Origin of the sequence: Streptomyces sp. GMY02 (assembly GCF_019056675.1) — a bacterium.
Taxonomy (GTDB): domain Bacteria; phylum Actinomycetota; class Actinomycetes; order Streptomycetales; family Streptomycetaceae; genus Streptomyces; species Streptomyces odonnellii.
This window is the reverse complement of sequence record NZ_CP077658.1, coordinates 1,364,891-1,390,069: the sequence shown is the minus strand read 5'-3', so window position 1 is coordinate 1,390,069 and position 25,179 is coordinate 1,364,891. Positions and strand designations below refer to the sequence as shown.

Below are 25,179 nucleotides of genomic sequence, written 5' to 3'. Positions count from 1 at the left end.
CGCCGTTGCCTCGGCGGCACGGGTCAGTGCTCAGGCTCGTCCTCGGCGATGCGCGGCCCACGCAGGCGCATCGTGTCGAAGGCTCCCGCACCGTGGTAGGTGAATCTGACCGTGGGACTGTCGCGGTATCCGGCCCAGTCGACCCTGGGGTCGCGTTGGGCATCGTTACGGTACGCCGGATGCCCCGGTGTGGGCACTGCGTGGGGCACGTACGGAGCATGTGCCGGGTACGGCGGTATGTCCGTGCGCCGTGCGCCGCGCTGCCGCGCGGCCCGCTCCTCACTGCCGCTCGTCAGCACGATGGTGACGCCGACGATGATCAGCAGGAGCCCGGGGATGGTCGCGGGCTCGATGTGCTGCCCCATCAGCCACCACGCGGCGAGCGCGGCCACGGGCGTCTCCAGCAGGAGCAGGATGCTCATGGTCGTCGCCGATGTCCTGCCGAGGGCGAAGTTCATCGCGCCGAGACCCAGAAGCTGGGGAAGGACAAGCAGCCCGAGCAGTGACCACTGGGTGGCTCTGTCGAAGCCCGTCAGCGGTATGCCGGCCAGCCAGCAGACCACGAGGAGTTCCAGACCGCAGACCAGCGAAGTGAACGTCGAATACAGCGGAGTGCTCACATCCGCGCGCGACCGTTCGCTGAGCGCGGTGTACCCGGCCTGAGCGAGGGCCCCGGCAAGAGCGAGCAGGTCGCCCAACAGCGCCGTACCGCCCGACTTGATGTCGAGGCCGGCGGCCGCGGCCGCGCCCACGACGGCGAGCGTGAGACCCGTCCATGTTCTCCTCGACGTCCGGGCGCCCTGGCCCGCGGCGATGAGAGCCTGCCAGACGGGCTGGGTGGCGACGAGGGCGGTGGACATGGCGACCGAGGTGAGCCGGGTGCTCGTCATGAACGCCGCGAAGTGGAGGGCGAGCGCCGTGGCCGCGAGGAAGCCGAAGAACAAGGGCCGCCACTGCTCCCGGCGCAGGAAGGCGCGCTCGCCGCGCGTCACACGCACCACTTCGCGGCGTCGCAGCAACAGCAGGAGAGGCCCGAGTACGACGAAGCCCAGGCAGTTGCGCCAGAAGGCCATGGCGAGCGGGGCGGCGGTGCCGGCGGCGGTCAGGGGGGCGGTGGCCGAGATGGCGACAACGGTGACCACCATCGCCACCACGGACAGCGGATCGCCTTTCCTCTTCACGCGCCGCTACCGCCGCGTGCGGTCGATCGAGTCGAGGGAGATGCCGAGCCGTTCGGGCGATCGGTCATGGGCAGCGGCTGAGTGAGATGAATGCGCCGCCGCGAGAAGCGGTGACCGAACCCGGACAATCTTTCGGAATACACGTGGAGATCCCTGCATCCGTTCCCCGGGCGATGGATTCCGCCCGATGCCTTTTCACTGCCGATCGAGAATTTCAACCGCTCGTGGATTGAGCGTGGTCGGTTCGAGTCCGAGGTATGTCAGGAGGGACGGAGCCTTCGGTAAGGCTTCTCGACCGAACGAGATCGTAGGTGACGATTGATACGTTCGCCCGCACCGTTCAACGGCACATCAACATCCGTGCGATGGCTGACAGAAGCTTCCGTCCTGGACGGCGACCAGGCTGATCACCGTCGGTCCTCCAAGAGCGCACAGCGCCAGTCTCCGCCGTTTTGCCTGCTCAGAGGCCAGTTGTTCGAAGCTACTGGTTGAGGTCCGATCCGCCGGCGGCTGGGGAGACAGCCGCTGGCGAAGCCGAAAGCCGACGATTTCTCCGACCGTGCTTCGTATCCGCCTCGGTCCGAACACGGCCCGTCCGTACAGCGTGCTGCGGACCGAAGGGCAATTGACTGCCTGACGTTGTCATCGACGGCTCGTCACCGGGCAGACTCAGAACAGTCCTGCCGGCACGAAACGCTTACCGGGAAAGGCCCGCTGCGCGGGATGCGGGAATCCGGTAGGCCGCGACTGTTATCTCCAGGCTGGGTACACCCCCGCCGGGGGTACACCCTTCTCCGACCGGTCAGGCGGTTCCGGCCCGCTGACTCACTTGCTTTCCAGTCCAGTTCACCGACTGTGGCGCCCGGCAACCAGACCCGCCCGTTCCTATCCACAGCGGGGGCAGGCATGGCGTTCCGGAGGAGTCGATACTCGGAGCCATGAACGGACAAGCGCAGCTCGGAGACTTTCTGAGGACGCGGCGTTCCCAGCTACGTCCGGCGGACGTCGGAGTGCCCACCTACGGCGAGCGCCGGCGCGTGCCGGGTCTTAGGCGCGAGGAGCTGGCGCAACTGGCGGGTGTGAGCGTCTCGTACTACACGCGGCTGGAGCAGGGCCAGTCGCAGAGCGCCTCACCCGAGGTACTGGACGCGATCGCCCGGGCCCTGCGTCTGGACGAGTCCGAGCGGCTGCACCTGCACGACCTGGCCCGGGCGGACCGCCATCGCCCTCGGAACCGGCGGCCCGCGCCGGAGCGCGTGACCGAGGCGGCACGGCAGTTGCTGGACGTCCTGGAGGACGTTCCCGCGGTCGTACTCGGCCGGCGCAGTGACGTTCTGGCGTGGAACCGCTTGGGCCATGCACTGTTCGCCGGACACCTGGACCCCGGCGCCCCGGAGAGCGTGGGCGAGCGTCCCAACATGGCCCGGCTGGTCTTCCTCGACCCCCACACCCGCGAGCTGTACGCGGACTGGCCCAGTAAGGCCAGGGCGGTGGTGGGGAGCCTGCGGCTCGTGGCGGGCCAGCACCCGCAGGACAGCGCACTGCACTCGCTGGTGGGTGAACTGGGTTCGAGGAGCACTGAGTTCGCGTCGATGTGGGCCGACCACCGGATCAAGCCGTGCACCGTCGCGGCCTATGAGATGCGGCACCCACTGGTCGGAACTCTCACCGTCATCCAGCAGACCCTGAGCCACGGGCCCGGCCCCGTGGTCGTCGTCGCCACCACGGAGGCGGACTCGCCCTCACGTGCCGCACTGACCCTGCTCACCCAGGCCACCATGCCGACCACCACACCGGCCGTCACCCGGCCCGTGACGCCGGAGCCCCTCCCGGCAGACCCGGCGCGGCCGGGACCCCGGACGCTCACCGGCTGACCCCCTTCCCGCCGCACCCCACCGCGTACCGGGCTCACCGGGCAGCGGCCCTCCGGCCGTCGGCGGATCAACCGCGTGGGTGCCCGGCCACTTCCACCTCCAGCCAGCCGCACACACACGTCGGCGTGCCACTGCGGCATGCCCGAAACCAGTGAAGGAACACCATGTCCAAGAAGTCGCTCGCCCTCGCGGCGGCGTCGGCCGTCCTGATCGCGGCCACGGCCGCAGCGCTCAGCCCGGCCTCGGCCTCGACCGTTGCCTCGCCGCTGACCGGCCCGCGGGCGTCCGTACACTTCGATCTGGCCAAGGGCCAGACACCGGAGAACATAGCCCTGGCACCGGGTGGCGACGCCTATGTCACCTTCGCCGCGGCCCGTCAGGTCGCCAAGGTCTCCCACGACGGCACCACGCAGATCCTGGCCACCCTGCCCGAGCCCGCAGACGGCGGTATCCACACCCCGGTGCTGGGCTTCCCGCTGACGACCGGCGTCGTCCGCGCCCACGACAACACCCTCTACTTCCTGTACGCCACCGGCACCCCCGACCTGACCGGCCTGTGGCGCCTGCGCCCCGGCGGCACACCGCAGCGGATCGCAGCGCTCCCCGAGAACGGCCTGCCCAACGGCCTGGCCCTCGACACCCGCACCCGCACGCTCTACATCACCGACTCCGTACTCGGCACCATCTGGAGGGTGCCCACCACCGGCGGCACCCCCACCGCCTGGTCCACCGCCCCCGAACTGGCCTCCACAGGCTTCCTCGGTGTCAACGGCCTGAAGATCCACCAGGGTGCGGTGTGGGCCACCAACCTCGACAAGGGCACCATCCTGCGCATCCCCGTCCGCCAGGACGGCTCCGCCGGCCAGGTCCGGACCGAGGCCACCGGCCTGCAGGGGATCGACGACTTCGCCTTCACCGGCCACGGCGACCAGCTCCTGGCCACCCTCAACGGCACGAGCCAGGTCGCCCTCGTCCAGCCCGACGGCAGCCACTCCATCGTGCTGACCCCGGCCGACGGCCTGCAGAACCCCACATCCATCGCTCTGCGTGGAGACACCGTCCATGTGACGAGCGCCGCCTACCTCACTGCCAAGGACCCCAACCTGCTCCGCGTCCACCTGAAGCGCTGAGCACCGCGGACAACGCCTCGGCAGGGAGCGCACCGGCCCGCCCGGGACCGTCGCGCCCCTGTCGGCGGCCACGCCACCCCACAACTCTGCCGAAACCCACACAGTCCCGGAACCCTCACCGTACGGAGACACACCATGCAGGACACGAACGAGATCACCCTGGGCGATGTCACCATCACCCGGATCGAGGAGATGCACGGGCCGATCATGCCCGCGGACCAGTTCTTCCCGGACATGCCCGAGCAGGCCTGGAAGGACCACCGGGACACTCTCGTACCCGACCACCTCGGGGCGGACGACGCCATGGTCCACGTCGCCATGCAGACCTGGCTGCTGCGCAGTGGCGGCCGGACGATCCTGGTCGATACCGGTGTCGGCAACGACAAGCCCCGCCCGGCCGTCGACGCGTGGGACCACCTGAACCTCGACTACCTTGCCAGTCTCGCCCGCGCGGGTGTACGTCCCGAGGACGTCGACCTGGTGGTCAACACCCACCTCCACGTCGACCACGTCGGCTGGAACACCCGCCTCATCAAGGGCACTTGGGTGCCCACGTTTCCGAACGCCACCTACCTGATGCCCAAGGCCGACTTCGAGTTCTGGAACCCGGCGAACAACCCGGACGTCGCCGGCGGGGTCAACGAGAACGTCTTCGAGGACAGCGTCGCCCCCGTCCACGCCGCGGGCCAGGTCCAGTTGTGGGAGGGAAGCCACACCATCGACGCCGGTCTGCGGCTGCTGGCGGCCCCCGGCCACACGCCCGGCTCCAGTGTCGTCGAACTGGCCTCCGGCACCGACCGGGCCCTGTTCGCCGGCGACCTGATGCACACCCCCCTGCAGGTCACCCACCCGGATCACAACAGCTGCTTCTGCCACGACCCGGCCCAGGCCCGCACAACCCGGCGCAGGCTGCTCGGCTGGGCCGCCGATGCCAACGCCCTTGTCCTGCCTGCCCACTTCAGCGGCCACAGCGCTCTTGAAGTCGAGCACAACGGCACCGGCTTCGCGATCAAGAGCTGGGCACCAATCAGCCGGTACTGACCAACCGGCTTCATGCTTGCCGCCGCCCCGGCCGACCCGGGGCGGCGGCACCGCAGCAGCAACCAGCGAGGAGACACCAGATGACGTCCGCCGACTTCACCACCGTGACCACCACCCAGGGTCCGGTCCGCGGCCGCCGCGACGAGCACGGCACGGTCTTTCTCAACGTGCCCTATGCCGCACCACCCACCGCACGCAGTCGTTTCACCGCGCCGAGCCCACACTCCGGCTGGACTGAGGTCCGTGATGCCACACGGCCAGGGCCGACCGCACCCCAACCCGTACGGGACTCCTTCGGCACCCTCGACATGTCGCCCTACTTCGGTCCGGGCTGGCAGCGCGGCAAGGACTACCTCACCGTGAACATCTGGGCCCCGCCGCCGGAGGGACCGCCCCGGCCGGTCATGGTGTTCGTGCACGGCGGAGGCTTTGTGGCCGGCTCCAACCGCGCGCCGCTCTACGACGGAACGGCCTTCGCCCGCGACGGCGTGGTCCTGATCACTGTCAACCACCGCCTCGGCATCCCCGGTTTCCTGCATCTCCCGGACGCGCCTGACAACCGCGGCATGCTCGACGTCCTCGCCGCTCTGCACTGGGTCCACGACAACATCGCCCGCTTCGGTGGCGACCCCGGCAACCTCACCCTCTTCGGCCAGTCCGCGGGCGCCATCATCGTCGGCGGCATTCTCGCCGACCCCGCCTCCTCCGGCCTCGTCCGACGGGCGATCATTCAAAGCGGCAGCGGCACCGCCGCGTTCACACCGGAGCAAGCAGGCATCGTCACCGCAGCGGTCGGACGCGAGCTGGAGATCGAGCCCACGGCCGAAACCCTGGCGGACATCCCGGACGAGCATCTCGTCGACCTCTTGCCCCACCTGACCGGACTGGACCTGCGCACCGCCACCCACCACCACCCGCTGGCCGGCATCACCCCCTTCAGCCTCGTCAGCGAGCAACAGCCCGCCACCGCGCTGGCCGCCCGTAGATCCGGCACCGACCTGCTGATCGGCTCCAACCTCGACGAGGGCAGCCTCTACCTCGCCCCGCTCGGCGTCCTGGCGGGCAGCACCGAAGCCGATCTCCTGGACACCGCAGCACGATTCCACCCCCGTCCCGCCGACGCCGTGCGCGGCTATCAGGCAAAACACCCTGCCGCCACCACCGCCGAACTGCGCACCCTCATCCTCGGCGACGGGCTCTTCGGAACAGGCACCCGGCGGATGGCCGCCGCACACGCGAGCGCCGCGTCCGGGCGGACGCACTGCTACGAGTTCCTCTGGCGCTCCGACGCGATCGACGGACAACTCGGCGCCAGTCACGTGATGGAGCTGCCGTTCGTCTTCGACCGCCTGTCCTTGGCGTCGCTGCACGGCCCACGAGGGCTCCTCGGCAGCACCGAACCGCCCGCCGAGCTCGCCGGCAGGATCCACCGGTCATGGGTCAGGTTCGCTGAGACCGGCAGCCCCGGCTGGCCCATCCATGAACCAGCGGGAGGACACGTCGAGCGCCTCGGTGCAGGATGAAACGCCGGCTCGCCGCCACCTGTCCCGCGCCGCAGGACACGAGGGCACAACTGCCTGTACCGGAAGGCAACAAAGGCGCACGCCGTTCCTGGCGAACGCGGCCCCACCTCAGAATTGACCCACGGGTCGCCTGTGATCCCGCGGCACTCCCACCGCATCGAAGGGATCTTCCGTGGTGGCAGCCGGCACCCCGGTCGACCGTTGGGCCCTGCGCCCAGTGTGCCGGGCTTTCGCCGTGCGCAGCGTCGTGGACAGGGCGCGAAGAGCGCCTCAGTGGAAAGGGCAGTGGAGATGTTCCAGCGGAAAAGCGGAGGCGGACTCACCGGGAGCGGCGAAGCGCCGCGGCAGATCGAAGCCAGCGGCGTTCAGGGGCGGCGAAGCGGCCTCGGCCTCTTCTTCGCTGTCACGTTCACGACGACCTGGACCTTCTGGCTGACCGCGATCCTGCTGGGCGGATCGCCCACGAGTTCCCCCACCGCCGTCCCGTATCTGCTCGGCGGCTTCGGCCCGGTGTTCGGCGCGATCGCCGTCCGGATTCGCCGGGGCCGCCTCGGGGAGCCTGTACCGCCCCGGACGGTCCGATTCCGGCAGGGCGTACGCCTCTTCTGGGCGCTGCCCCTGCTGGCGCTGGCATCGGGGAGCGTGGTGGCGGGCGCCTTCCTCGCGGACTTCCTCGGGGGCACCGCGGTGAGCCTGACCGAGGGCAGGGAGCTGATCTCGACCGTCGGCGGCATCGTGCCGTTCTTCATCAGCATGGTGATCGCCGGTCCGCTGTCCGAGGAGCCCGGCTGGCGCGGTACGGCGTACCCCCGGCTGCGCGGCTCCATGGGGCGGGTCCGGGCCGGACTCCTGCTCGGCGCGGTCTGGGCGGTCTGGCATCTGCCGCTGTTCTTCATCGAGGGAACCGTCCAGGCGGAGCTCGGGCTGATGAGCTGGAGCGGCCTGATGTTCTCGCTCAGCGTCTTCCCCGTGGCACTGCTGACCGGTTACGCGTACGAGCTCGCCGGAGTCGCGGCGTCCGTCGCGGTCCACCTCGGCTTCAACGCGACCATGGCCGTGCTGACCGTCGAGTCCCCGCTGACCCAGGCATGCGTCCTGGGGGTACAGGTCGCCCTCGCCGGCACGCTGCTCGCCACACGTCGCGATCGCCGGACGGGCCCGCACCTTCAGGTGGCGCCTCAGCCGGGCCAGGACGACGCCGACGTGTCGCGGCGGATCGCTCCGGTCGGCTGACCGACCCCGTCGCGACCACGAACTTCCTTACGGCAACGCCGCGGCCCGGACAGGGACGCGGCGTTGCCACTCACCAACGAACAACGCCGAAAGGGCACTTCCATGCGATCCACCCGTACGCGCACCCGCACGCTCGCCGCTCTGGCCTTCCTGACCGCCACGGGCCTGTTCCTCACGGGATGCGGTCCCGACTCCGTCGCCGACGGTTCCGGGAGCGGTTCCAGCCCCGCCGCGAGTGCCGGTGCCGACGAGGAGGGCAGCTCCGACGCGGGTTCGGGTGGCGCGAGTGGGAGCCCGAGCGCGGGCACCGACTCCGGTTCGGGTACGGACTCCGACGCGGATTCGGGTTCCGGTTCGGGCGAGGACACCAATGACGCCGCCGGCAGTGGTACGGAGAACGGTCCTGTCGACAATCCCGATGCCCCTGGAGCCGACGGCACGTTCTACGGCGTACTGACCTTCCAGGCCCCGGGCAAGCTGCTCGTCGCGGAACGTCCCTTCTGGGTCGCCGTCGACACCGAGATCATCGGCGGGGACATCTGCGGGGACCCCGAGACCCCGGAGGCCGAGAAGTGCACCCCGGACGAGTTGGACGCCGTCGCGAAGGACGGCAACCTCACCGTCGAGGTGATCATCAAGAAGGGCGTCGCCGAGAGCGTCCGGCAGTCCTCGTGACCACGGGCAGGGAGCGACGGGACCAGCGGCCGGAATGATGACGAAGGCAGAGATGAACCGAAGCGGGATACGCCCCAGGGAGGTGGACGCGGCCTTTCTGCTCCTCCTCGTGGTGATCGCCCTGAACCCGGTCTCGTGGGTGCTGGACACTTTCGTCATCTCTCCCTCGGGATTCGATGAAATGCGCGGCGAGATGGGGGAGGACGGAGCGATTCGGCAGACCGCCCTGTCCGCCGGATTCATGGTGGTCTCCACCGCCCTGCTGCTGCTTTTCGCCCTCTCCATGCGCCGGGGGCGGACATGGGCGCGGAACGCGATCACCGCCGTCGGCGCCGTCCTGCTGTTCGTTCTGGTCAACAGCGTGAGCTCCGACGAATATCAGCCGGAGGCCACCGCCGGCGGCGTCTACGATCTTGTCATCGGTGTCAGTCCGGTCGTCCTGATCGCCGGTGCTGTCGTGCTGGTGTTCCTGCCGACGGCGCGTACGTACTTCTCGATCACACACTCCGAGTAGAGCGGCTCCGGTCCGGCCCGCCGCGGGCCGGACCGGAGCTGTTTCTGACGATCTGACAGGTTTGCCGCGTGGACATGGATGCTTTCGTTCCGGAGTTCATCAGGAAGAGCTGGACCGGACTGGAGATGGAATCGCTCTGCGGTCCGGGGCCCAGATGGATCGACCGGGCGGGCGATCTGGTGGTGGTCGACGGCGATCTGAACTGGTCCACTCCGGAATGCGCCGGTTCCGGGATCGACAGTTTCGAAGTGAAGCCCGGCGTTTACCCGGTCTACGCGGGGAGTGTCGACCTGGGAGAAGACCCGGGCCAGGCCCGGTACTACGTGACCACGCTGTTCGTCGCCCTCGCCGCCGCCGACGAACTCGCCGACTCGATGTGGGATTTCGACGAATCCTCCGCTCTGCGTATCGATGGATACGCGTGCCTGTGGAGCGACAGAGCCGAACGGAACATGCCCGTCGAATCCCTCGTGAGGTTCAAGGAGTCGACGCTGTCCACCGGGGTCCTTTCCGGCCGAGGTCCCTGGATCGACGAGGTGACCGATCCGGACTCCGGAGCCAACGTGATGGTGTTCCCTGTGGCCGACAACAGCGTGTCCACCCTCAAAGCCCTGAACGAGAACGGCGAACTCCTCGCCCTGCTCTACCTGACCTGGTCCCCCTGACATCACAGCGGGCTGCGGGGCGTGCCAGACCCTGCGGCCCGCGCGCGGCTTCCCGGGAACTCACTCGGGCCGAGCGGACAGTTCGAGGGTATGGACCTGAGTGTGCGTGCCCGGATACGGGCGGGAGACCCGGAGGCCTTCGGGGCTCTCTTCGACGATTACACCCGGGCGGTGTACAACCACGCCTCCCGGCTGACCGGGGACTGGTCGGTGGCCGAGGACGTACTGTCCCTGACTTTCCTTGAGGCGTGGCGGCCGCGGGAGTCGGTCGATCTGGACGGTGGGTCCTTGCGCCCGTGGCTGCTCGGGATCGCGACCAACACCGCGAGGAACACCCGTCGTGCCGCCCGGCGTCACGAGGCCGCCGTCGGGCGGCTGTCGCGCGCAGAGGCTTTCCCGGACTTCGCCGAGGAACTGGTCGGCCGGATCGACGACGCCGACCGGATCACCCGGCTTCGGGAGGCGCTGTCCCGGCTTCGCCGCCCGGAGCGGGAGGTGGTCGCGTTGTGCGTCTGGTCGGGTCTCGACTACGCCACGGCGGCCCGGACACTGGGCGTCCCCGTCGGGACGGTGCGTTCAGGGCTGTCCGCGCCCGTAAGAAACTCCACAAGTTCGCCGCCACGGACCCCGGGGCGGACACCGGGAACTCGCGGCGGAGCCACGGACAGACAGATGGTGACCGCGGCTCCGCGGTCCGGCCACCCCAGGAGGAGACCCGATGAACGCCAGACCACCCCGGCCCACCCCGGCGGAGCGTGAAGAGATGACCCGGCTGCTGCCGGTCCCGGCCGATCGGGACCTGCCCGGACGCCGCCACCAGCTTCTGAAGGACCACCTCATGAGTGAAGTCCGGCAGCACACCACCGCCGACCGAACCGCCTCCTGTCCCTTGCACCGCCGCCTGGCATTGACGGCCGTACCGCTTGGCCGCGGGCGCCGTGGCCGCCGTCGTACTGGCCACCGGGAGCCTGTCCGACAACGGTCCCGCCGACGCGGGAAGCCAGAGCCCGACCTTGGCCTCCGGCCCCTCCGCCGCAGTACTGCTGGACCGGATCGCGGTCGCCGCCGCCTCCCGGCCGGCGCCCACGATCCGCGACGACCAGTACGTCCACATCGTCAGCGAGGTCGCCCCGACCAGTGTGAGCGGTCCGAACGGCGGGCGCGGCGACAAGCCCCACACGCGGCAGATCTGGCTCACCGTCGACGGATCCCGCCCCGCACTCCTCTGGGAGTACGGCACCAAGCAGTTCGTCGCCGGAGGCGACTCGACACCGTCCCTGAACGACCCCACCTACCGTTACCTGGAGTCCCTGCCGACCGACCCCGGCGGGCTGCTCACGAAGATCTACGACGAGACCGAGGGGATGGGATCCGACCCCCACGAGCAGGCGTTCACGACCATCGGCGACCTGCTGGGCGAGCAACTCGCCCCGCCGAAGGTCAGTGCCGCCCTGTACCGGGCCGCGGCGAAGATCCCCGGTGTCACGGTCGTCGACCGGACGACCGACGCGGCGGGCCGGGACGGCGTGGCGGTCGCTCGCGTCCACAAGGGAAAGCGCACGGAATGGATCTTCAACAAGGACAGCCGTTGTAGCGGTCGAACCAGCGGGCTCATTCCAGCAGGCGCCAATGCCTGTTCCGGTTCACTGTCGCGGAGGGTACGGACCAGGACGCTGACGGCGTCGAGTACGTCGCGGCGTACGGCTTGGCGGGGTGCTACGAGCCAATTCGGCGGTGTGGCCGTCGAAGAGGTCGCCCGTGCAGAGCTCGACGGTCCGTGCCCTGCCCCGGATACAAAACTGCGACCAGAGAACTACGGCTCCAGCCGACGGCGCAGCCGTGGATACGCTGCCGACGCGAGGGTCTCAGCAGTCAAGGCCGGCGAGTCCGTATGGCGCGTGACGGTGCTGGGCGTACGGACGGGCCAGATTATGTGGGTGCGGTCGCGCCATGGTGAACACCGGCTACGCCAGCCGCAGTGTGCCCCGGAGCACCGGTGTGTACGTAGGGTGCGTGTCGGTCCCCGCAGAAGTAATCACACTGCCGGGCGGAAAGAAGCGGCTCGCCCCCGGAGGACTGCGGTAAATGGTCATCGACCACCTCCAGGCCCATCCCGGGGAAGCATTCACCGCCACCAAGATCAGCCGCGTAATCGAGCGATCCTCGGGCGCGATCGCAAACGCCCTGGTCACCCTCACCAAGCAAGGCATCGCAGAACAGGCCAGTCGTACGACGGGCGCGGACTCGACCCCCGCCTTCCGGGCCAGCCGCACGATCTGGGCGTAGGTGCTCTCCCGCTCGGTGGCGATGGCACGCAGTTCGAAGGCGCCTCCGGCGTTGACCACGCCGCTGCGCACTCCTTCGCCCTGGAGCCGCATGACCGGGACGGGTTCACCCGTGAGCACCGACTCGTCGAGTACGGCGGCGGCACTTTTCACCCGGCCGTCGACGGGAACGACTTCACCGGAGCGGACAACAAGCATGTCGCCGAGAACAACCTGTCCCAACGGCACCGTGGCGATTCCCGCGCCCGTGCGAACACGCGCCGAGCGCGGCGCGTGTTCGAGCAGGGCGCGCAAGTCGTGCGAGGCCCGCCGCTGGGCCACGGACTCCAGAGTGCGCCCGGTGGCGAGCATCAGCGCGATCAGGACACCGGCCAGGTACTCGCCCACGGCCGGCGTCCCGCCGAGTGCGAGTACTGCGATCAGGTCCACGCCGGCGCGCCCGCGCCGCGGCGCAGCCAGCACCCACCGCACCGCAGGGACAACGGCGGCCCCGGTACCGAGAGCCCAGAGCAGGTCAGCGAGGCCCGGCGCGCCGACGAGCCAGGCGATGTCGCCGCCGGTGAGGGCGGCCGTCGTGACGGCCAGGAGTGCCGGTCCGGGCCGTTGGGACACGCCCGGGGCGGTCAGGCGGTCCACTCGCGCTGTGAGAGTGGAATGGTTCATGGCCTACCGCGGTCGATCCACGCGGTCACCGCCGGATCGGCCTCCTTCCAGCCCATCGCGGCACCCGGCCCGTGAGGAAGGCCCGTCCGGCCCTGCTTCCGGGCCGGACGGACGGCAGAGAAACTCCTCAGAAGGAGCTGAGAGGTTCCTGTGCCAGGCTGGCGCGCCCGATCGACACGGGCCCCAACTCGCTGGAGGATTTCGTCGATGAGCCTGATCAACGGCCTGCCCGTACATGTACTGCTCGTGCACTTCGTTGTGGTCCTTGTTCCCCTGGCTGCCCTGGCACTCGTGGTGTGCGTGATCTGGCCCAAGGCGGCACAGCGCATGGGCATCGTGCTACCCCTGCTCGCCCTGGTCGCGCTCGTGAGTGTCCCGCTCACCACAGGGTCCGGCGAATGGCTGGAAGCTCACGTCGACAGCAACGCGCTGGTGCGCCGGCACGCCGCCCTCGGCGATGGCCTGCTCCCCTGGAGTGCGGGCCTGTTCGTCCTGGCGGTCGTCGTCTGGTGGGCGTACGGCCGCGCCACCGCGCCCGGATCCGGCACCCCGGGCGGCACACGAAGGTGGTCCACCACGCCGGTGCGCGTCGCGGCGGTGGTGCTGTCGCTCGTGGTGGCCGCAGGAGCCGCCGTGGACGTCTACCGCATCGGCGACTCGGGAGCGAAGGCCGTTTGGTCTGACGACTTCTCCAAGACGGCGTCCGGCGGAGGTGACGATTCCTGATCGGGATACCACCCACCGGCGAAACCGGGTATGCGGCGTGGCCCATGGACGTACCGCCAAGGGCCGTCCGCCAGGCCGTCCCGGTATGGAACTTCCACACGAACCGTTGAGCACGCTGCGGTCGTCCAACCGCCTCCTGCCCCGCAACGACTCAGGCAGCAGCCGGACGAACTCCCGCTCGGCATCTCTGGTGTTCCCATGCCGTGCAAAGTGCGGACAAGGCGCGATTTCGCCCGTGACCACTGCACGAACAGCGAGTACCGGACCGCGCGGCCTCTCGGCGGACGCTTGCCGGGCGTTCACCTCCTCGCCGTGAGTCCTGAAGTATTCCGGGACGGGGCGGGCGGGCCCGGCCTGATCGTTGACATCGAGGTGCGGCGGGCCGCTGTCGGCACCGACGCGGAGATCCGGCCGTCTCTGCTGCGGTCAGCTCGGCCCGGCCACGGTTGCCAGGCTTACGGGGTGGGGCGGCGAGGCTTCGCGTCAATCGCGGACAGAGTGCATGCGCGTTTCCGGACCACTTTCACCCCACACAGGTGTTGACATCGATCACGTCCGGCGGTCAAGCTGCCTCCGAACCATGTTAACGATAACATTCATCCCACGCCGGGGCAGGAGCGCCGCCGACCTTGTCAGCCCATCAGCCAGGCGGCAGGCGAATTTCCCGGGCGCCGTTTTGTCCGTCCGTTCCAGAAGGAGACCGTGTGTACCGGCTCGATCCGCGCTACCCCGCCGCCCCGCAGGCCGTCCTCAGTACGGGATGGCAAGCGATAGCCGCACAACTCCCCGACGGACCGGCGGTGGTGGCAGTCGAGGGACCACCCTCCGTGGACTGGAGCCAACTCGGTGATCGCCTCGAACGCGAACTGACCGCGCGCGGCACCCCTGTCACCCTGCTCGACGTACGCGAACACTACGTACCGCCGGCCCGCATCAGACACCGCACCGAACGGTCGGAGGACGCGGACGACCCCTACTACCGCAAGCTCGCCGAAAATCCCCTCAACGACCTCTTCGATGCCCTCCCGCGGACCGTGGTGCCTCAAGAAGGACTGCTCCTTGTCTACGGGCCCGGCTCCGCACTCGTGGAGCACAACCTCCTGTGGTACGCCGATGTGCCCAAGCGGTACGCAGAGGCCGCCGCCGGCGCCGGTGAGACGGGAGTGAACCTCGGCCTGCCGGGCGAGAAACCCGACTTCAGGCGCCTGTTCTACATCGACTGGCCGATGCTCGACCGGCACCGGGACGCGCTCGCGCACCGGCTTGACGCCTGGCTCGACATGCAGCGCCCGGAACAGCCGGTGCTGATCGACGGAGCGGGCCTGCGAGCCACTTACGCGGTTCTGGCACGCCGGCCCGTTCGAACGCGCCCCTACTTCAACTCCACCCCTTGGGGCGGCCACTGGGCGCAGCGCGAACTCGGCTTCAACCCCGGCGCCCGCAACACCGCGCTCGGCTACGAACTGATCGCGCCCGAGGCCGGCATCCTCATGGGCCCCGGGACGCAGTCCCAAGTCGAAGTGCCGTTCCAGCTCATGTGCGTACTGGAGCCGGCGAACGTACTGGGAGCGGAGGTACACGCCCGTTTCGGCACGTCGTTCCCGATCCGATTCGACTACCTCGACACGGTCGGCGGCGGAAGCCTTTCGGTGCACTGCCACCCGAAGGAGCCGTACATGCGTGAGCGTTTCGGCTGGACGTACACCCAGCACGAGACGTACTACCTCACTCTCGGCGGCCCTGACACGAAGGTGCTCCTCGGCCTGCGCGAGGACGCCGACGTCGATCTCTTCCGCAAGGAGGTACAGGAGTCCGTCAGCGACGGAGTGCCCATGAACCCGGAGGATCACGTCCTGGTCTTCCCCGCCGAGCAGGGACAGTTGTTCATGATCCCCGCGGGCACCCCGCACGCCAGTGGGGCGGGCAACCTCGTGCTGGAGATCAGCGCCACCCCGTACCTGTACAGCCTGCGGTTCTACGACTGGCTGCGGCCCGGCACCGACGGCAGTCCGCGACCGCTGCCGTACGAGCACGGGTTTGCCAATTTGGAGACAGAGCGACGCGGCGAGGCCGTCGCCCGTGACCTCGTTCAGGAACCACGCACCCTGCGTGAGGGCAACGGCTGGCGCGAGGAGATCATTGGCGCGCTGGACGAGATGTTCTACGAGGTCAGGAGGTACGTGCTCGACGCCGGTGCTGAGGCGGACGACAATACCCATGGGCGATTCCATGTGCTGAACGTGGTGGAAGGCGAGGGCGTCACGGTGCACACGGCAGCCGGAGACCGGCACGAGCTGGCATACGCGGAGACGCTGACCATTCCGGCTGCAGTTGGGCGTTATACCCTCCGGGCGACCGATGACGGCCCGGTGCGGGTCGTGAAAGCGCTCGTCCGTTGATTCCCGTCCTCGAAATCGGCGGCACCCATGTCACCGCGGCCCTCGTGGACCTGCGCAACGGTCGCATCAGCAGCCGTACCCGCAGGCCGCTCGACCCGCACGGCGCCGCCGAGGACATACTCGGCACCGTACGGCGCTGCGCTGAAGAACTGCCGGCGCGTCCGGGCGCGCGGTGGGGTGTGGCGGTGCCAGGGCCGTTCGACTACGCGGCGGGGATCGCGCTGTTCGCGGGTGTCGGCAAGTTCGACGCTCTGTACGGAATAGATGTGCGGGCGGCACTCCGCGACGGGCTGTGGCAGCCCCCTGGCGACGTCGTGTTCCTCAACGACGCCCATGCCTTCCTGACCGGCGAGTGGTTCGCCGGAGCGGCCTGCGGTCATCGTCGTGCTGTCGGCATTACGCTCGGCACCGGTGTCGGCTCGGCCTTTCTCGCCGATGGCAGCATTTGCGAGGACGGTGCCGGCGTGCCGCCTGAGGGGCGCATGGACCTTACCGAGATTGACGGCCGGCCACTGGAGGACACCGTCTCCCGCCAGGCGATTCTTGCCCGCTACGGCGACCCGGCCGCCGATGTGCACGACATCGCCCAGCGTGCCAGATCAGGGGAGGAACGGGCCCATCGGGTGCTGGACGACGCCTTCACCAAGCTGGGTGCGGCACTCGGCCCGCGTCTGACGGACTTCAACGCGACCGTCCTGGTCGTCGGAGGCTCCATCTCACGCTCCTGGGACCTCGTCGCTCCCGCCCTGCACACCGGACTTGTGACCGGAGGCTGGGCGCCGGACGCCGTCTCCAGCGCCAGTCCGCGGCCCCCGGTCGGCCCTGCCCCTTCCAATCCGCGTCGCGTCTCGGCGGCCGTTACACGGCATACTCGTGCGATGAAGCCCGCCAGCACCGACGGGGAGGTCGCACTCATCGGCGCGGCACGCGCGGCGACCGCTTGGGACTGACGAAGGGAGGCACGGCCGGCATGCCCGACACACGCGGGTCGAAAGACGCGCAGCCGACCGTGCGTGACGTCGCCGAGCGTGCCGCGGTCAGCGCCATGACCGTCTCCCGGGTCTTGCGCGACGACCCGAAGGTGCTGCCGGCCACGGCCGCCCGCGTACGCGCGGCCGTCACCGAACTCGGCTACCGCCGCAACGAAGTGGCCCGCAGCTTGCGCCTGGGCAGCGGCACCGGCCTCATCGGCCTGGTGGTCACCAACCTGGCCAACCCCTTCTATTCACGGCTGGCCCTGGGGGTCGACTCCGTCGTCGCCCAGCACGGCCTGAAGACCGTGATCGGCAACACCGGCCAGGACCTCGACAGCGAGCGCGGCCTGGTCGAGGACCTGGCCGTCCGTCGTGTCGACGGCATCATCGCTGTGCCGGCCGGTGCCGACCAGCGGCATCTGGCCACCGCCGCGGCCGAAGGCGTGCCCGTGGTGATCGCCAGCCGTCCACCGGAGGGCTTCGCCGCGGACTGCGTGCTGGTCGATGACTACGGCGGCGCTCGCGCCGCGACGGAACGACTGCTTGCCTCCGGACACCGCAGGATCGGCTTCCTCGGCTCACCGCCCGCTGTTTACACCGGCACCGAACGGTTGCGCGGCTTCGCCGACGCCCTCACCGCCGCGGGTCTGCCCAACGACCCCACCTACATACGCCAAGGACAGCAGCAGACCGGCGAGGCCGCTCACGCGGCCGAGGCACTGCTCGACCTGCCAGAGCCGCCCACCGCCCTGTTCTGCTCCAACAACCGCAACACCATCGGCGCCTTCCGCGCCATCCGCCGCGCCGGGACGACAACCGCACTGGCGGGCTTCGACGACTTCGAACTCGCCGACGCGCTCGGCCTGCCACTGACCATTGTTGCTTACGACAGCGACGAACTCGGCCGGGAAGCCGGTCGATTGCTCGTCAGCCGTATGACGGAGGGCACTGCACGTACCAGGGCCGACGCGACTACCCCGCCCCGGCGCACCGTCGTGCCCACGACGCTCGTGCACTACGGCCCACCGGAGCCCGCGTACGGGCGGTGATCTGCACCGTGACGGAGACGGAGCGGCGGCACGACCGCGCGGCGACCGGCATGAGCCGAAATCGTCCCGCCGCCATCGCCCCTGGACACCTCTCGGATCAGCGCAGCAAGTGCGACCAGGCTCATTTTGTCGCTTCCACCCAGGCTCGTGTTTGCGGCCAAACAAGGTCCTCCCAGCGGTTTGCGGCGTGGCTCCACGGTGATCCGCAATGGCCACGAACACAGGCCGCCGCCTTTCCTCTCTGCCCTCGCCCCGCCCGGAGGGGAGCGCTTGTCGGTCCCGGTCAGGCTGCGTCAGCGCGGCAGGCGCTGACGCCGAGCCGTCATCCGTCCTGACGGGCCGCGTCGAGCAGCCGATGCACCTCGACGGCGGCACGGAAATCGGGAACGACCCGAGAGCCGGTGCTGAGGTCTTCCGCGAACTGCTGGTAGAGCCGGGCGACGTTGAGGGCTGCGTTGGGCAGGCCGGCCCACTCGGGCCGTCCGTGCCACGCAGGCAGAGCGGCATCGTGCCAGGCGGTGTCGCCGCTACGGATTGCGCGCATACGCAGGGGGTTGATCTGCAGTGAGGCACCGGTCGGCGAGTCGGTGGGCGCGGTCTCGATGATCAGTTCGCCATCCGTTCCGGAGATCTCGATCCTGGCTCGGGACGGCCCGGCGGCATTGCCGTGAACGGACGCTGCGACAGTGGCTCCTGACGCCGAGGTGCCGGTGATGACGACCTGGTCAGGGCTCGTCGCGTCGACGATCTGGCCGGTCTCGGCGATCGTGTGCTGCGGGAAGGCGATCGCCGTGAGTGCCGGGCGCACGGTGATCGGGCCGATCAGGAAGCGCACCACGTCCAGGATGTGCCCGCCGGAGATCTCCAGTTGGCCGGCGCCGTTGGAGCGGTCCAGGGTGTAGGAGACCCATTGCGGGATGCTCGTGAGACCTCGCTTGGCGCCCGTGATATGCGCGGTGATTGAGCTGACACGGCCGATCCGGCCGGCCGCGATCACCTCGGCTGCGTGTGCGACCGCCGGGGTGAAGCGGACCTGCAGGCCGATCGCGGTGCGCACGCCTTGTGCGTCGGCGGCGTCGGCGAGGTGAACGGCCTGCTCGGTGGTGACCGCGAGAGGCCATTCGCAGTAGACGTGCTTGCCTGCGGCGATGGCCGCGTCGACCAGTTCGAAGTGCGCCGGAACCTTGACCGAGACCACCACCAGATCGACTTCGGGATGTTCGACGAGTTGCCGGTAGTCGGCGAACGCATGGTCCACGCCGAACGCCTCGCTGGCCCGCCGCGCGCTGTCCGCATTGCTGGTGGCAACCGCGGTCAACTGGAACTGGTCCGGTAGTGCGCGCACCGCGGGGATGTGTGCGCCGGCCGCCCAGCCGCGGTCGGGGCTTGCGCCGATGACACCGACCCTGATCATGTATTGCCCTCTCTCTAATCGGACTCTGCACGTCCGGTTCTTGGAGATTACCGCAACCGGACGTCCGAGGTCCATTTACTGCTAGACTGGGTTGGTGGCTAGCTCAGACAGTGCGGTGGACAGGCTGCTCACCATGGCCGGTGAGCAGCCGAGAGCGGACGCGCGGCGCAACGTACAGAAGCTGGTCGACGCGGCCCGAGAGGCTGTCGCCGAGGTCGGGGTCGGGGTTACCGCACACGAGATCGCCCGCCGCGCCGGTGTCGGCATCGGCACTTTCTATCGCCGGTTGCCTTCGCGTGAGGCACTGCTCACCGTCGTGCTCGCCGACACCTTCGATGAGCTTGTCGCCGTGGCGCGCGCCGCCCTGGAGATGTCCGACCCGTGGGATGGATTCACGGTGTTTGCGGAGTCTTTCGCGAGGTTGCGCGCGACCAGTTGCGGTCTCCGTGATGTGCTCGCGGATTCCCCGCTCGATGTGGACATCGATACCAGGATCGCGGAGTTGCGTGCGCTGACCGAGCAGGTGGTGGGCCGTGCGCAGCGTGCCGGCTCGTTGCGTACGGACGTCGCGTGGCAGGACATCGCGTTTCTGCTCGCGGCCACAATGACCGGCGCCGACAGCATGGGGCTGCGGCTGCCTCCTGACCAGTGGCGACTCAGCCTGCGGGTCATTCTGGACGGTCTACGCGCTCCTACGGCCTGACCGTAGCGCGGTGGGCTCAGTCACTCACGTGGCTGCGCTATGGCGCGGTGCAGTTGTTCCGCGCTCAATGGAGGCTCCGGCAGTTCGTTCCGGTCACCAGGGCGGAACCCGCCAAGCACCAGGTGCAGGTGCCGCCGCCACACCACCGGTGCGATCCGGCCGGTGGCCTCGGTGACCCGGGCGTTGGCCCAGAGCAGTGTGAAGATGTCGGTCATCGTCGCGTCCATCCGCACAACGCCGGCCTGCTGGGTGCGGTCGAGAACGTCTTGTGCGATGTGGCAGATGCGGTTCAGCCACGCCTCGGTGCGTTCGTTGTTGGGGAACCGCAAGCTGGTGAAATCGCTGAAACCACGGTCGTCGGCTTGGTTCCGGCACAGCAGGTCGATGTAACTGCGGAACGCCTCCCACGGATCAGCCTCGGCCAGCGCGGCCTCGGCGTCGATGAAGAGCTGATCCATCCTCGGTTCGATCGCGGCGACCAACAGGTCGAGCCGGGTCGGGAAGTGCCGGTACAGAGTCCCGATGGCCAAGCCGGCGGCCCGCGCGATCTGCTCCAGCGAAGCATCCGCGCCCCGCTCGGCAAATGCGGCCCGGGCGCACCCGAGCAGTAGGTCGCGATTGCGCCGGGCGTCGCGGCGGGTTGGCAACGGTGATCCGCTGGGGGAGGACACCAAACAATCCTATCAATGTGAGGGCCGCCTCAGCTCCAGGCAGGCATCCGCGCCGACCCGGCGAATGCGACCCGGCGTACCCGAGCAGCGCGCCGAGCGTCACCGGGGGTAGTCAGTGGCGCCCCTGAGTGAGCGCGTCGGCCGCTTGCATCAATGTGAGGACTGCCTCGATTTAAATCGAGGCCCACCTCATGTACTGTTCCCGACGTACATGAGGCATGCCTCATCATCGATCGGCTCACCAGCAGGGAGGTACGTCGTGCCAAAGCTCGACGGGAAGGTCGCGGTCATCACCGGTGGCACGTCCGGCATGGCGCTGGCGACGGCGAAGCGGTTCGTCGCCGAAGGCGCCCACGTCTTCATCACCGGACGACGCAAGGACAAGCTTGACCAGGCAGTTGCCGATATCGGCCACAACGTCACTGGAGTGCAGGGCAACGCAGGCGATCTGGCAGACCTGGACCATCTGGCCGAGGTCGTTCGCGCCGAGAAGGGGCGGGTCGACGTCTTGTTCGCCAGCGCCGCGGCGTGGACCCTCGCGTCGATCGACCAGATCACTGCGGACGATTTCGACACGGTGTTCGGCGTCAATGCCCGCGGCACCCTGTTCACCGTGCAGAAGCTGCTGCCGCTGATGAGCAACGGCGCCTCGATCATCCTCAACGGCTCGGTCGGCTCGGTGCAGGGTATCGCCGGCAATACGCTCTACGCGGCGAGCAAGGCGGCATTGCGGTCGTTTGCACGCTCGTGGACCGCCGACCTGAAGGACCGCCGCATCCGTGTCAATGTGCTCAGCCCTGGGGCGATCCAGACCCCCGCTTTCGAGACCATGCCAGAGGAGTTCAAGGATCGGATCCCTGAGATGGTCCCGCTCGGTCGCCCCGGCGCCGACGCTGAAATCGCGTCCGCAGTGCTGTTCCTCGCGTCAGCCGAAGGCGGCTACGTCACTGGAATCGACCTGCCCGTCGACGGCGGTCTGACCCAGGTCTGACCACCATCGCAGCGGAGATGTCCACGATCACGGCAGGCCGGCGGACCGGCTGAGGGCACCGGTCACGTCGGCCGGATCGCGGGGCCCGAGCACGTTCTCGTTCGGCAGCCCGAGCGAGGTGGAGACCCCCCAGCGCCCTCGCCCTCGTGGCCGGGCTCCCGCGCACCCGCTCGTACGCCGACGCACACGGCCGACGCCTGTACACGGCCGACGCCTGTACACGGCCGACGCCTGTACGCGGCGGCCGCCGACCTCGCCCGTCAGCGCGCCGCCGCCCTGTTCGACGTTGAGGGCGAGTGCGCTGACGGTGCGTATGACACCGCGCTGCGTGCCGCCCACATCGCAGCGGCATGCTGGGCTTCGTAACCTCGGAGTGCCGGTCCCCGGTTGGGGAAGTCCTGGTTGTGAGTTGTATGGCCGCCGAAAATTCAAGCCATGAACATCACAGGCAACACCATCTTCATTCCCGGGGCGACGAGCGGCATCGGGCTGGCGCTCGCCGTGGCCCTGGAAGAGCAGGGCAATACGGTCATCGTGGGCGGGCGGCGTGCCGAGTTGCTCGACGCGATCGCGGCCGACCATCCGGCGATCGACACGGTTGTGATCGACACAACCAGCCCGGAAAGCATCTCGGATGCCTCCGCACAGGTCATCAGGCACCACCCGGACCTGAATGTACTGGTGGCGATGGCTGGGATCATGAAGGCTGAGGACTGGCACAATCCGGCCGGCTTCCTTGAGGCCGCCGAGGCTGTGATCACGACCAACGTACTCGGCCCGGTCCGCCTCGTCGCGGCATTCGTGGAGCACCTCCAGTCCTGCCCGGACTCGACGATCATGACCGTCTCGTCCGGCCTGGCCCACACGCCGCTGAAGTGGACGACGAGCTACAACGCGAGCAAGGCAGCGATCCACCAGCTCAGCGAGGGTCTGCGTTTGCAGTTGGCTGACACGTCCGTCAAGGTCGTCGAGCTGGTGCCGCCGGCGGTGCAGACGGAGCTGCTGCCGGGCGGATCGACAAATCCCGATGCCATGCCGCTCGACGAGTTCATCGCCGAGGTCGTCGCGATCCTCAAGGCCGAGCCGGACGTGCGCGAGGTACTGGTCGAGAAGGTCAAGTTCCTTCGGTACAGCGAAGTCCGCGGCGATTACGACCAGGTGGTCGCACTGCTCAATGGCCTCGCGCCGCCGGCAAACTGAAATTCCTCGATCCGCGACGGATCGCTGTCGGCCGGGTTCGAGGAACCGGAAGTGTCCCTCCCAACGTCCCTCCCAACGATCAACACCGGGGCTGAACGACGGTGCCGGGCTCGGGGATGAATCGGTACCGGCCGTTGTCCGTGCGCACCACACCGGCGGCGGGCTTCGGGAAGTGGGTTCCCAGCAGCAGTGTGTCCGTGTCCGCCAGCGCCGCCAGCAGGCGGAGACGGGTGCGTACCGCTTGTTCCGGATCGATGTCGACACGGGTCGTCAGTGCACCGGCCCTTCGGGAAGCCACATCACCGTGGCACCAACCACTTCGATTCTCGCCCGCCGCAGGTCGTTGTCAAAACGCGCGATTGTGCAGTGTGCGATTGTGCGGTGTTGGCCCGCATCGCCGGCGGCGGTTCAGGGGCAGATGACGATTCGGCCACGTATCCCCTTCTCCACCGCGAGATACGCGTCCGTGCCGTTGTCCAGCGGATAGCGGTCCGTGATGGGGAGGGGGCGGAACTGTCCGGACTCGAAGTACGGTGTGATCGATTCGAGCCGCGCGCCGGATTGCGCGGCGTCGAGGCAGAGGCTGTTGCAGCCCAGGATGCGTGTTTCGTTGTGGTAGAGGTCGACAAGGTCGATCTCCACGGTCCGCGTGCCGACAGCGCTGATCACCACGAGCCGGCCGCCGTGCGCGAGCGAGGCCAGGGCCGCCTGGGTGGTGACGCCGCCGACCGCGTCGTAGACGACATCCGCGCCCTTTCCGGCGGTGCACCCTCTGACCCGCGCCCCGATGTCCCGCGCGCCGCCGTCGAGCGTCACGAACTCCTCGATGACCGCCGCGGCCGGCGTGCCGTCGGCGGGCCGCCTCCGGTCCACACCGATCACACGGCCGCCCAGGGCACGGGCGATCTGGGCGACAGCGCCGCCCACACCGCCCGAAACACCGAACACGGCGATGTTCTCGCCCGTGGCGAGCCGCGCGGCTTCGACCGTTCCGAGCCAGCCGACGACGAAATTGACCCCCACGGTCGAAGCCTCCTCGAAGCTCAGCCGCTCGGGTTTGCGCACCAGCGCCGCCGCGGGGACGACAAGCAGCTCCGCGTGTGAACCGTCGCGTGTGATGCCGAGGTCGCCGCCGGTTCCCCAGACCTCCGCACCGATCCAGTCCCGCGGCCCGTCCAGGACAACGCCGGAAAAGTCGCGCCCGGGGATTCGGGGAAGAGGCGCTCCCGGTATCTGGCCGGTGATGTTCTTCAGGTCCGAGGGGTTCACCGAGGCGGCCTTGACCGCGATGACCGCGTCACCGCGTTGTGCCACGGGATCGGGCAGGTCGACGAGGTGCAGGACGTGGGGATCACCGAAGCGGTCGAATCGCAGAGCGCGCATGATGACACTGCCCTTCCGCGGTGGATACGAGTGTCCGGGATACGTGTGTCCGGCTTCTCTTTCACTGTCACAGACCGTGAAAGGCGTGTCCAAACATTCATCCCGGACAGGACGGAACGGGCACTGGATCGGAACGCTCAGTCATCGAGCTTGTATCCCGCGGCCGCTTGGCTCTGCATGCCCCCGAGTGTGTCACTGGCCGCCGACACGGGTTCAGGGCCGTTCGTTGCTCAGGACCAGACTGGCCGCCGCGGCGAAGAACAGACCGACCCCCTGCACGAAGCTGGTCCGTACGCCGGGGACCTGGGCCACGGCTTCGCCCCGGAGCTGCCGTACGGGCCTCCAGGATGGCGAACATCCCGTACATCCCGGTGTGGGTGTACGACAGGCCGCCGCCGTTGGTGTTCATCGGCAGCGCCCCGCCGGGCCCCGTACGGCCCTCCGCGACGAACGCCCCCGATTCGCCGCGGCCCACGAAGCCCAGGTCCTCCAGCATGTACAGCGGAAGGTGGGCGAAGGCGTCGTAGCACATCAGATGGTCGATGTCGGCGTGCCCGACACCGGCCGTGGCGAAGGCCTCGGCCGAGGAATGGCGGAACGAGCAGAACGAACCCACCTCGTCCATCTGGGAGACCAGGGTCGACTCGGCCGCCTCACCGGACCCCAGCAGATACACCGCCCGGTCTCCGCCCGCCAGGTCGGCCGCGCGCTCGCTGCTGGTGAGCACCAGCGCTCCGCCGCCGTCGGTGACGACGCAGCACATGTCCCGGGTGAAGGGGTACGCGATCATCGGCGCGCCCAGCACCTCGTCGACGGTGACCGGGGTACGCCGGCCCGAGCCCCCACGGCGCCCACCACGCCCCGTCGCCCACTCCCTCACCGTGG

The 25,179-nt window shown here is 69.0% G+C and carries 22 protein-coding genes and 2 pseudogenes; 17 read left to right on the top strand and 7 right to left on the bottom strand.

What is annotated here, in order from left to right:
* Positions 1–23: 23 nt before the first annotated feature.
* Positions 24–1,181 (bottom strand): DMT family transporter, encoded by a 1,158-nt coding sequence (locus KQY30_RS05755; RefSeq protein ID WP_217305876.1) that lies wholly within the window; start codon positions 1,179–1,181, stop codon positions 24–26.
* A 938-nt stretch (positions 1,182–2,119) separates the two neighbouring features.
* Between KQY30_RS05755 and KQY30_RS05750 the strand changes: the two genes are divergently transcribed.
* The 10 genes and pseudogenes from KQY30_RS05750 to KQY30_RS37345 form a co-directional block, all read left to right on the top strand.
* On the top strand, positions 2,120–3,055 hold the full coding sequence (locus KQY30_RS05750) for a helix-turn-helix domain-containing protein (RefSeq protein WP_217305875.1): 936 nt from the start codon (positions 2,120–2,122) through the stop codon (positions 3,053–3,055).
* Positions 3,056–3,219: 164 nt separating this feature from the next.
* On the top strand, positions 3,220–4,185 hold the full coding sequence (locus tag KQY30_RS05745) for a hypothetical protein (RefSeq protein WP_217305874.1): 966 nt from the start codon (positions 3,220–3,222) through the stop codon (positions 4,183–4,185).
* 135 nt (positions 4,186–4,320) lie between these two features.
* On the top strand, positions 4,321–5,226 hold the full coding sequence (locus tag KQY30_RS05740; protein ID WP_217305873.1) for an MBL fold metallo-hydrolase: 906 nt from the start codon (positions 4,321–4,323) through the stop codon (positions 5,224–5,226).
* Positions 5,227–5,306: 80 nt separating this feature from the next.
* Positions 5,307–6,749: a carboxylesterase/lipase family protein gene (locus KQY30_RS05735; protein WP_217305872.1), complete on the top strand. Its 1,443-nt coding sequence runs from the start codon at positions 5,307–5,309 to the stop codon at positions 6,747–6,749.
* 291 nt (positions 6,750–7,040) lie between these two features.
* Positions 7,041–7,982, top strand: a complete 942-nt coding sequence (locus KQY30_RS05730) for a CPBP family intramembrane glutamic endopeptidase (protein ID WP_217305871.1) — start codon at positions 7,041–7,043, stop codon at positions 7,980–7,982.
* A 102-nt stretch (positions 7,983–8,084) separates the two neighbouring features.
* On the top strand, positions 8,085–8,657 hold the full coding sequence (locus KQY30_RS05725; protein WP_217305870.1) for a hypothetical protein: 573 nt from the start codon (positions 8,085–8,087) through the stop codon (positions 8,655–8,657).
* Between the two features lie 34 nt (positions 8,658–8,691).
* Entirely contained in the window at positions 8,692–9,171 is a 480-nt protein-coding gene (locus tag KQY30_RS05720) for a hypothetical protein (protein ID WP_217305869.1), read from the top strand.
* A gap of 68 nt (positions 9,172–9,239) precedes the next feature.
* Complete coding sequence (locus KQY30_RS05715) at positions 9,240–9,836, top strand: hypothetical protein (RefSeq protein WP_217305868.1); 597 nt, start codon at positions 9,240–9,242, stop codon at positions 9,834–9,836.
* Between the two features lie 90 nt (positions 9,837–9,926).
* Entirely contained in the window at positions 9,927–10,595 is a 669-nt protein-coding gene (locus KQY30_RS05710) for an RNA polymerase sigma factor (protein WP_217305867.1), read from the top strand.
* Positions 10,596–10,759: 164 nt separating this feature from the next.
* A pseudogene (locus tag KQY30_RS37345) lies at positions 10,760–11,407 on the top strand (CU044_5270 family protein); the annotation flags it as partial.
* Positions 11,408–11,950: 543 nt separating this feature from the next.
* On the opposite strand, the pseudogene KQY30_RS05700 reads toward KQY30_RS37345, so the two are convergent.
* Positions 11,951–12,784 (bottom strand): annotated as a pseudogene (locus KQY30_RS05700) (heavy metal translocating P-type ATPase); the annotation flags it as partial.
* Positions 12,785–12,991: 207 nt separating this feature from the next.
* On the opposite strand from KQY30_RS05700, the gene KQY30_RS05695 reads away from it, so the two are divergent.
* The 4 genes from KQY30_RS05695 (at position 12,992) to KQY30_RS05680 (ending at position 17,932) form a co-directional block, all read left to right on the top strand.
* Complete coding sequence (locus tag KQY30_RS05695; protein WP_217305865.1) at positions 12,992–13,510, top strand: DUF2231 domain-containing protein; 519 nt, start codon at positions 12,992–12,994, stop codon at positions 13,508–13,510.
* Positions 13,511–14,214: 704 nt separating this feature from the next.
* Positions 14,215–15,909: a class I mannose-6-phosphate isomerase gene (locus tag KQY30_RS05690; RefSeq protein WP_217305864.1), complete on the top strand. Its 1,695-nt coding sequence runs from the start codon at positions 14,215–14,217 to the stop codon at positions 15,907–15,909.
* Positions 15,906–16,859 (top strand): ROK family protein, encoded by a 954-nt coding sequence (locus KQY30_RS05685; protein ID WP_217305863.1) that lies wholly within the window; start codon positions 15,906–15,908, stop codon positions 16,857–16,859. The genes KQY30_RS05690 and KQY30_RS05685 overlap by 4 nt, the downstream gene beginning before the upstream one ends.
* Before the next feature lie 20 nt (positions 16,860–16,879).
* Complete coding sequence (locus KQY30_RS05680; protein ID WP_217305862.1) at positions 16,880–17,932, top strand: LacI family DNA-binding transcriptional regulator; 1,053 nt, start codon at positions 16,880–16,882, stop codon at positions 17,930–17,932.
* A 322-nt stretch (positions 17,933–18,254) separates the two neighbouring features.
* Here KQY30_RS05680 and KQY30_RS05675 read toward each other — a convergent pair whose 3' ends face one another.
* Positions 18,255–19,346 (bottom strand): Gfo/Idh/MocA family protein, encoded by a 1,092-nt coding sequence (locus KQY30_RS05675; RefSeq protein ID WP_217305861.1) that lies wholly within the window; start codon positions 19,344–19,346, stop codon positions 18,255–18,257.
* A gap of 133 nt (positions 19,347–19,479) precedes the next feature.
* On the opposite strand from KQY30_RS05675, the gene KQY30_RS05670 reads away from it, so the two are divergent.
* Positions 19,480–20,049 (top strand): TetR/AcrR family transcriptional regulator, encoded by a 570-nt coding sequence (locus tag KQY30_RS05670; RefSeq protein ID WP_217305860.1) that lies wholly within the window; start codon positions 19,480–19,482, stop codon positions 20,047–20,049.
* A gap of 20 nt (positions 20,050–20,069) precedes the next feature.
* Here KQY30_RS05670 and KQY30_RS05665 read toward each other — a convergent pair whose 3' ends face one another.
* Entirely contained in the window at positions 20,070–20,720 is a 651-nt protein-coding gene (locus KQY30_RS05665; protein ID WP_217305859.1) for a TetR/AcrR family transcriptional regulator, read from the bottom strand.
* A 259-nt stretch (positions 20,721–20,979) separates the two neighbouring features.
* Between KQY30_RS05665 and KQY30_RS05660 the strand changes: the two genes are divergently transcribed.
* On the top strand, positions 20,980–21,711 hold the full coding sequence (locus KQY30_RS05660) for an SDR family oxidoreductase (RefSeq protein WP_217305858.1): 732 nt from the start codon (positions 20,980–20,982) through the stop codon (positions 21,709–21,711).
* 435 nt (positions 21,712–22,146) lie between these two features.
* The gene (locus KQY30_RS05655; protein WP_217305857.1) at positions 22,147–22,911 is read left to right on the top strand and encodes an SDR family oxidoreductase; all 765 of its coding nucleotides are present in this window, start codon (positions 22,147–22,149) and stop codon (positions 22,909–22,911) included.
* Positions 22,912–22,990: 79 nt separating this feature from the next.
* On the opposite strand, the gene KQY30_RS05650 is transcribed toward KQY30_RS05655, so the two are convergent.
* From KQY30_RS05650 to KQY30_RS05640, 3 genes are all read right to left on the bottom strand, one after another.
* A complete protein-coding gene (locus KQY30_RS05650) occupies positions 22,991–23,209 on the bottom strand; it encodes a hypothetical protein (protein WP_217305856.1) in 219 nt (72 codons plus the stop codon).
* Positions 23,210–23,319: 110 nt separating this feature from the next.
* Positions 23,320–24,294 (bottom strand): zinc-binding alcohol dehydrogenase family protein, encoded by a 975-nt coding sequence (locus tag KQY30_RS05645; protein ID WP_217305855.1) that lies wholly within the window; start codon positions 24,292–24,294, stop codon positions 23,320–23,322.
* A 97-nt stretch (positions 24,295–24,391) separates the two neighbouring features.
* Positions 24,392–25,174 (bottom strand): hypothetical protein, encoded by a 783-nt coding sequence (locus KQY30_RS05640; RefSeq protein WP_217305854.1) that lies wholly within the window; start codon positions 25,172–25,174, stop codon positions 24,392–24,394.
* Positions 25,175–25,179: the final 5 nt, after the last annotated feature.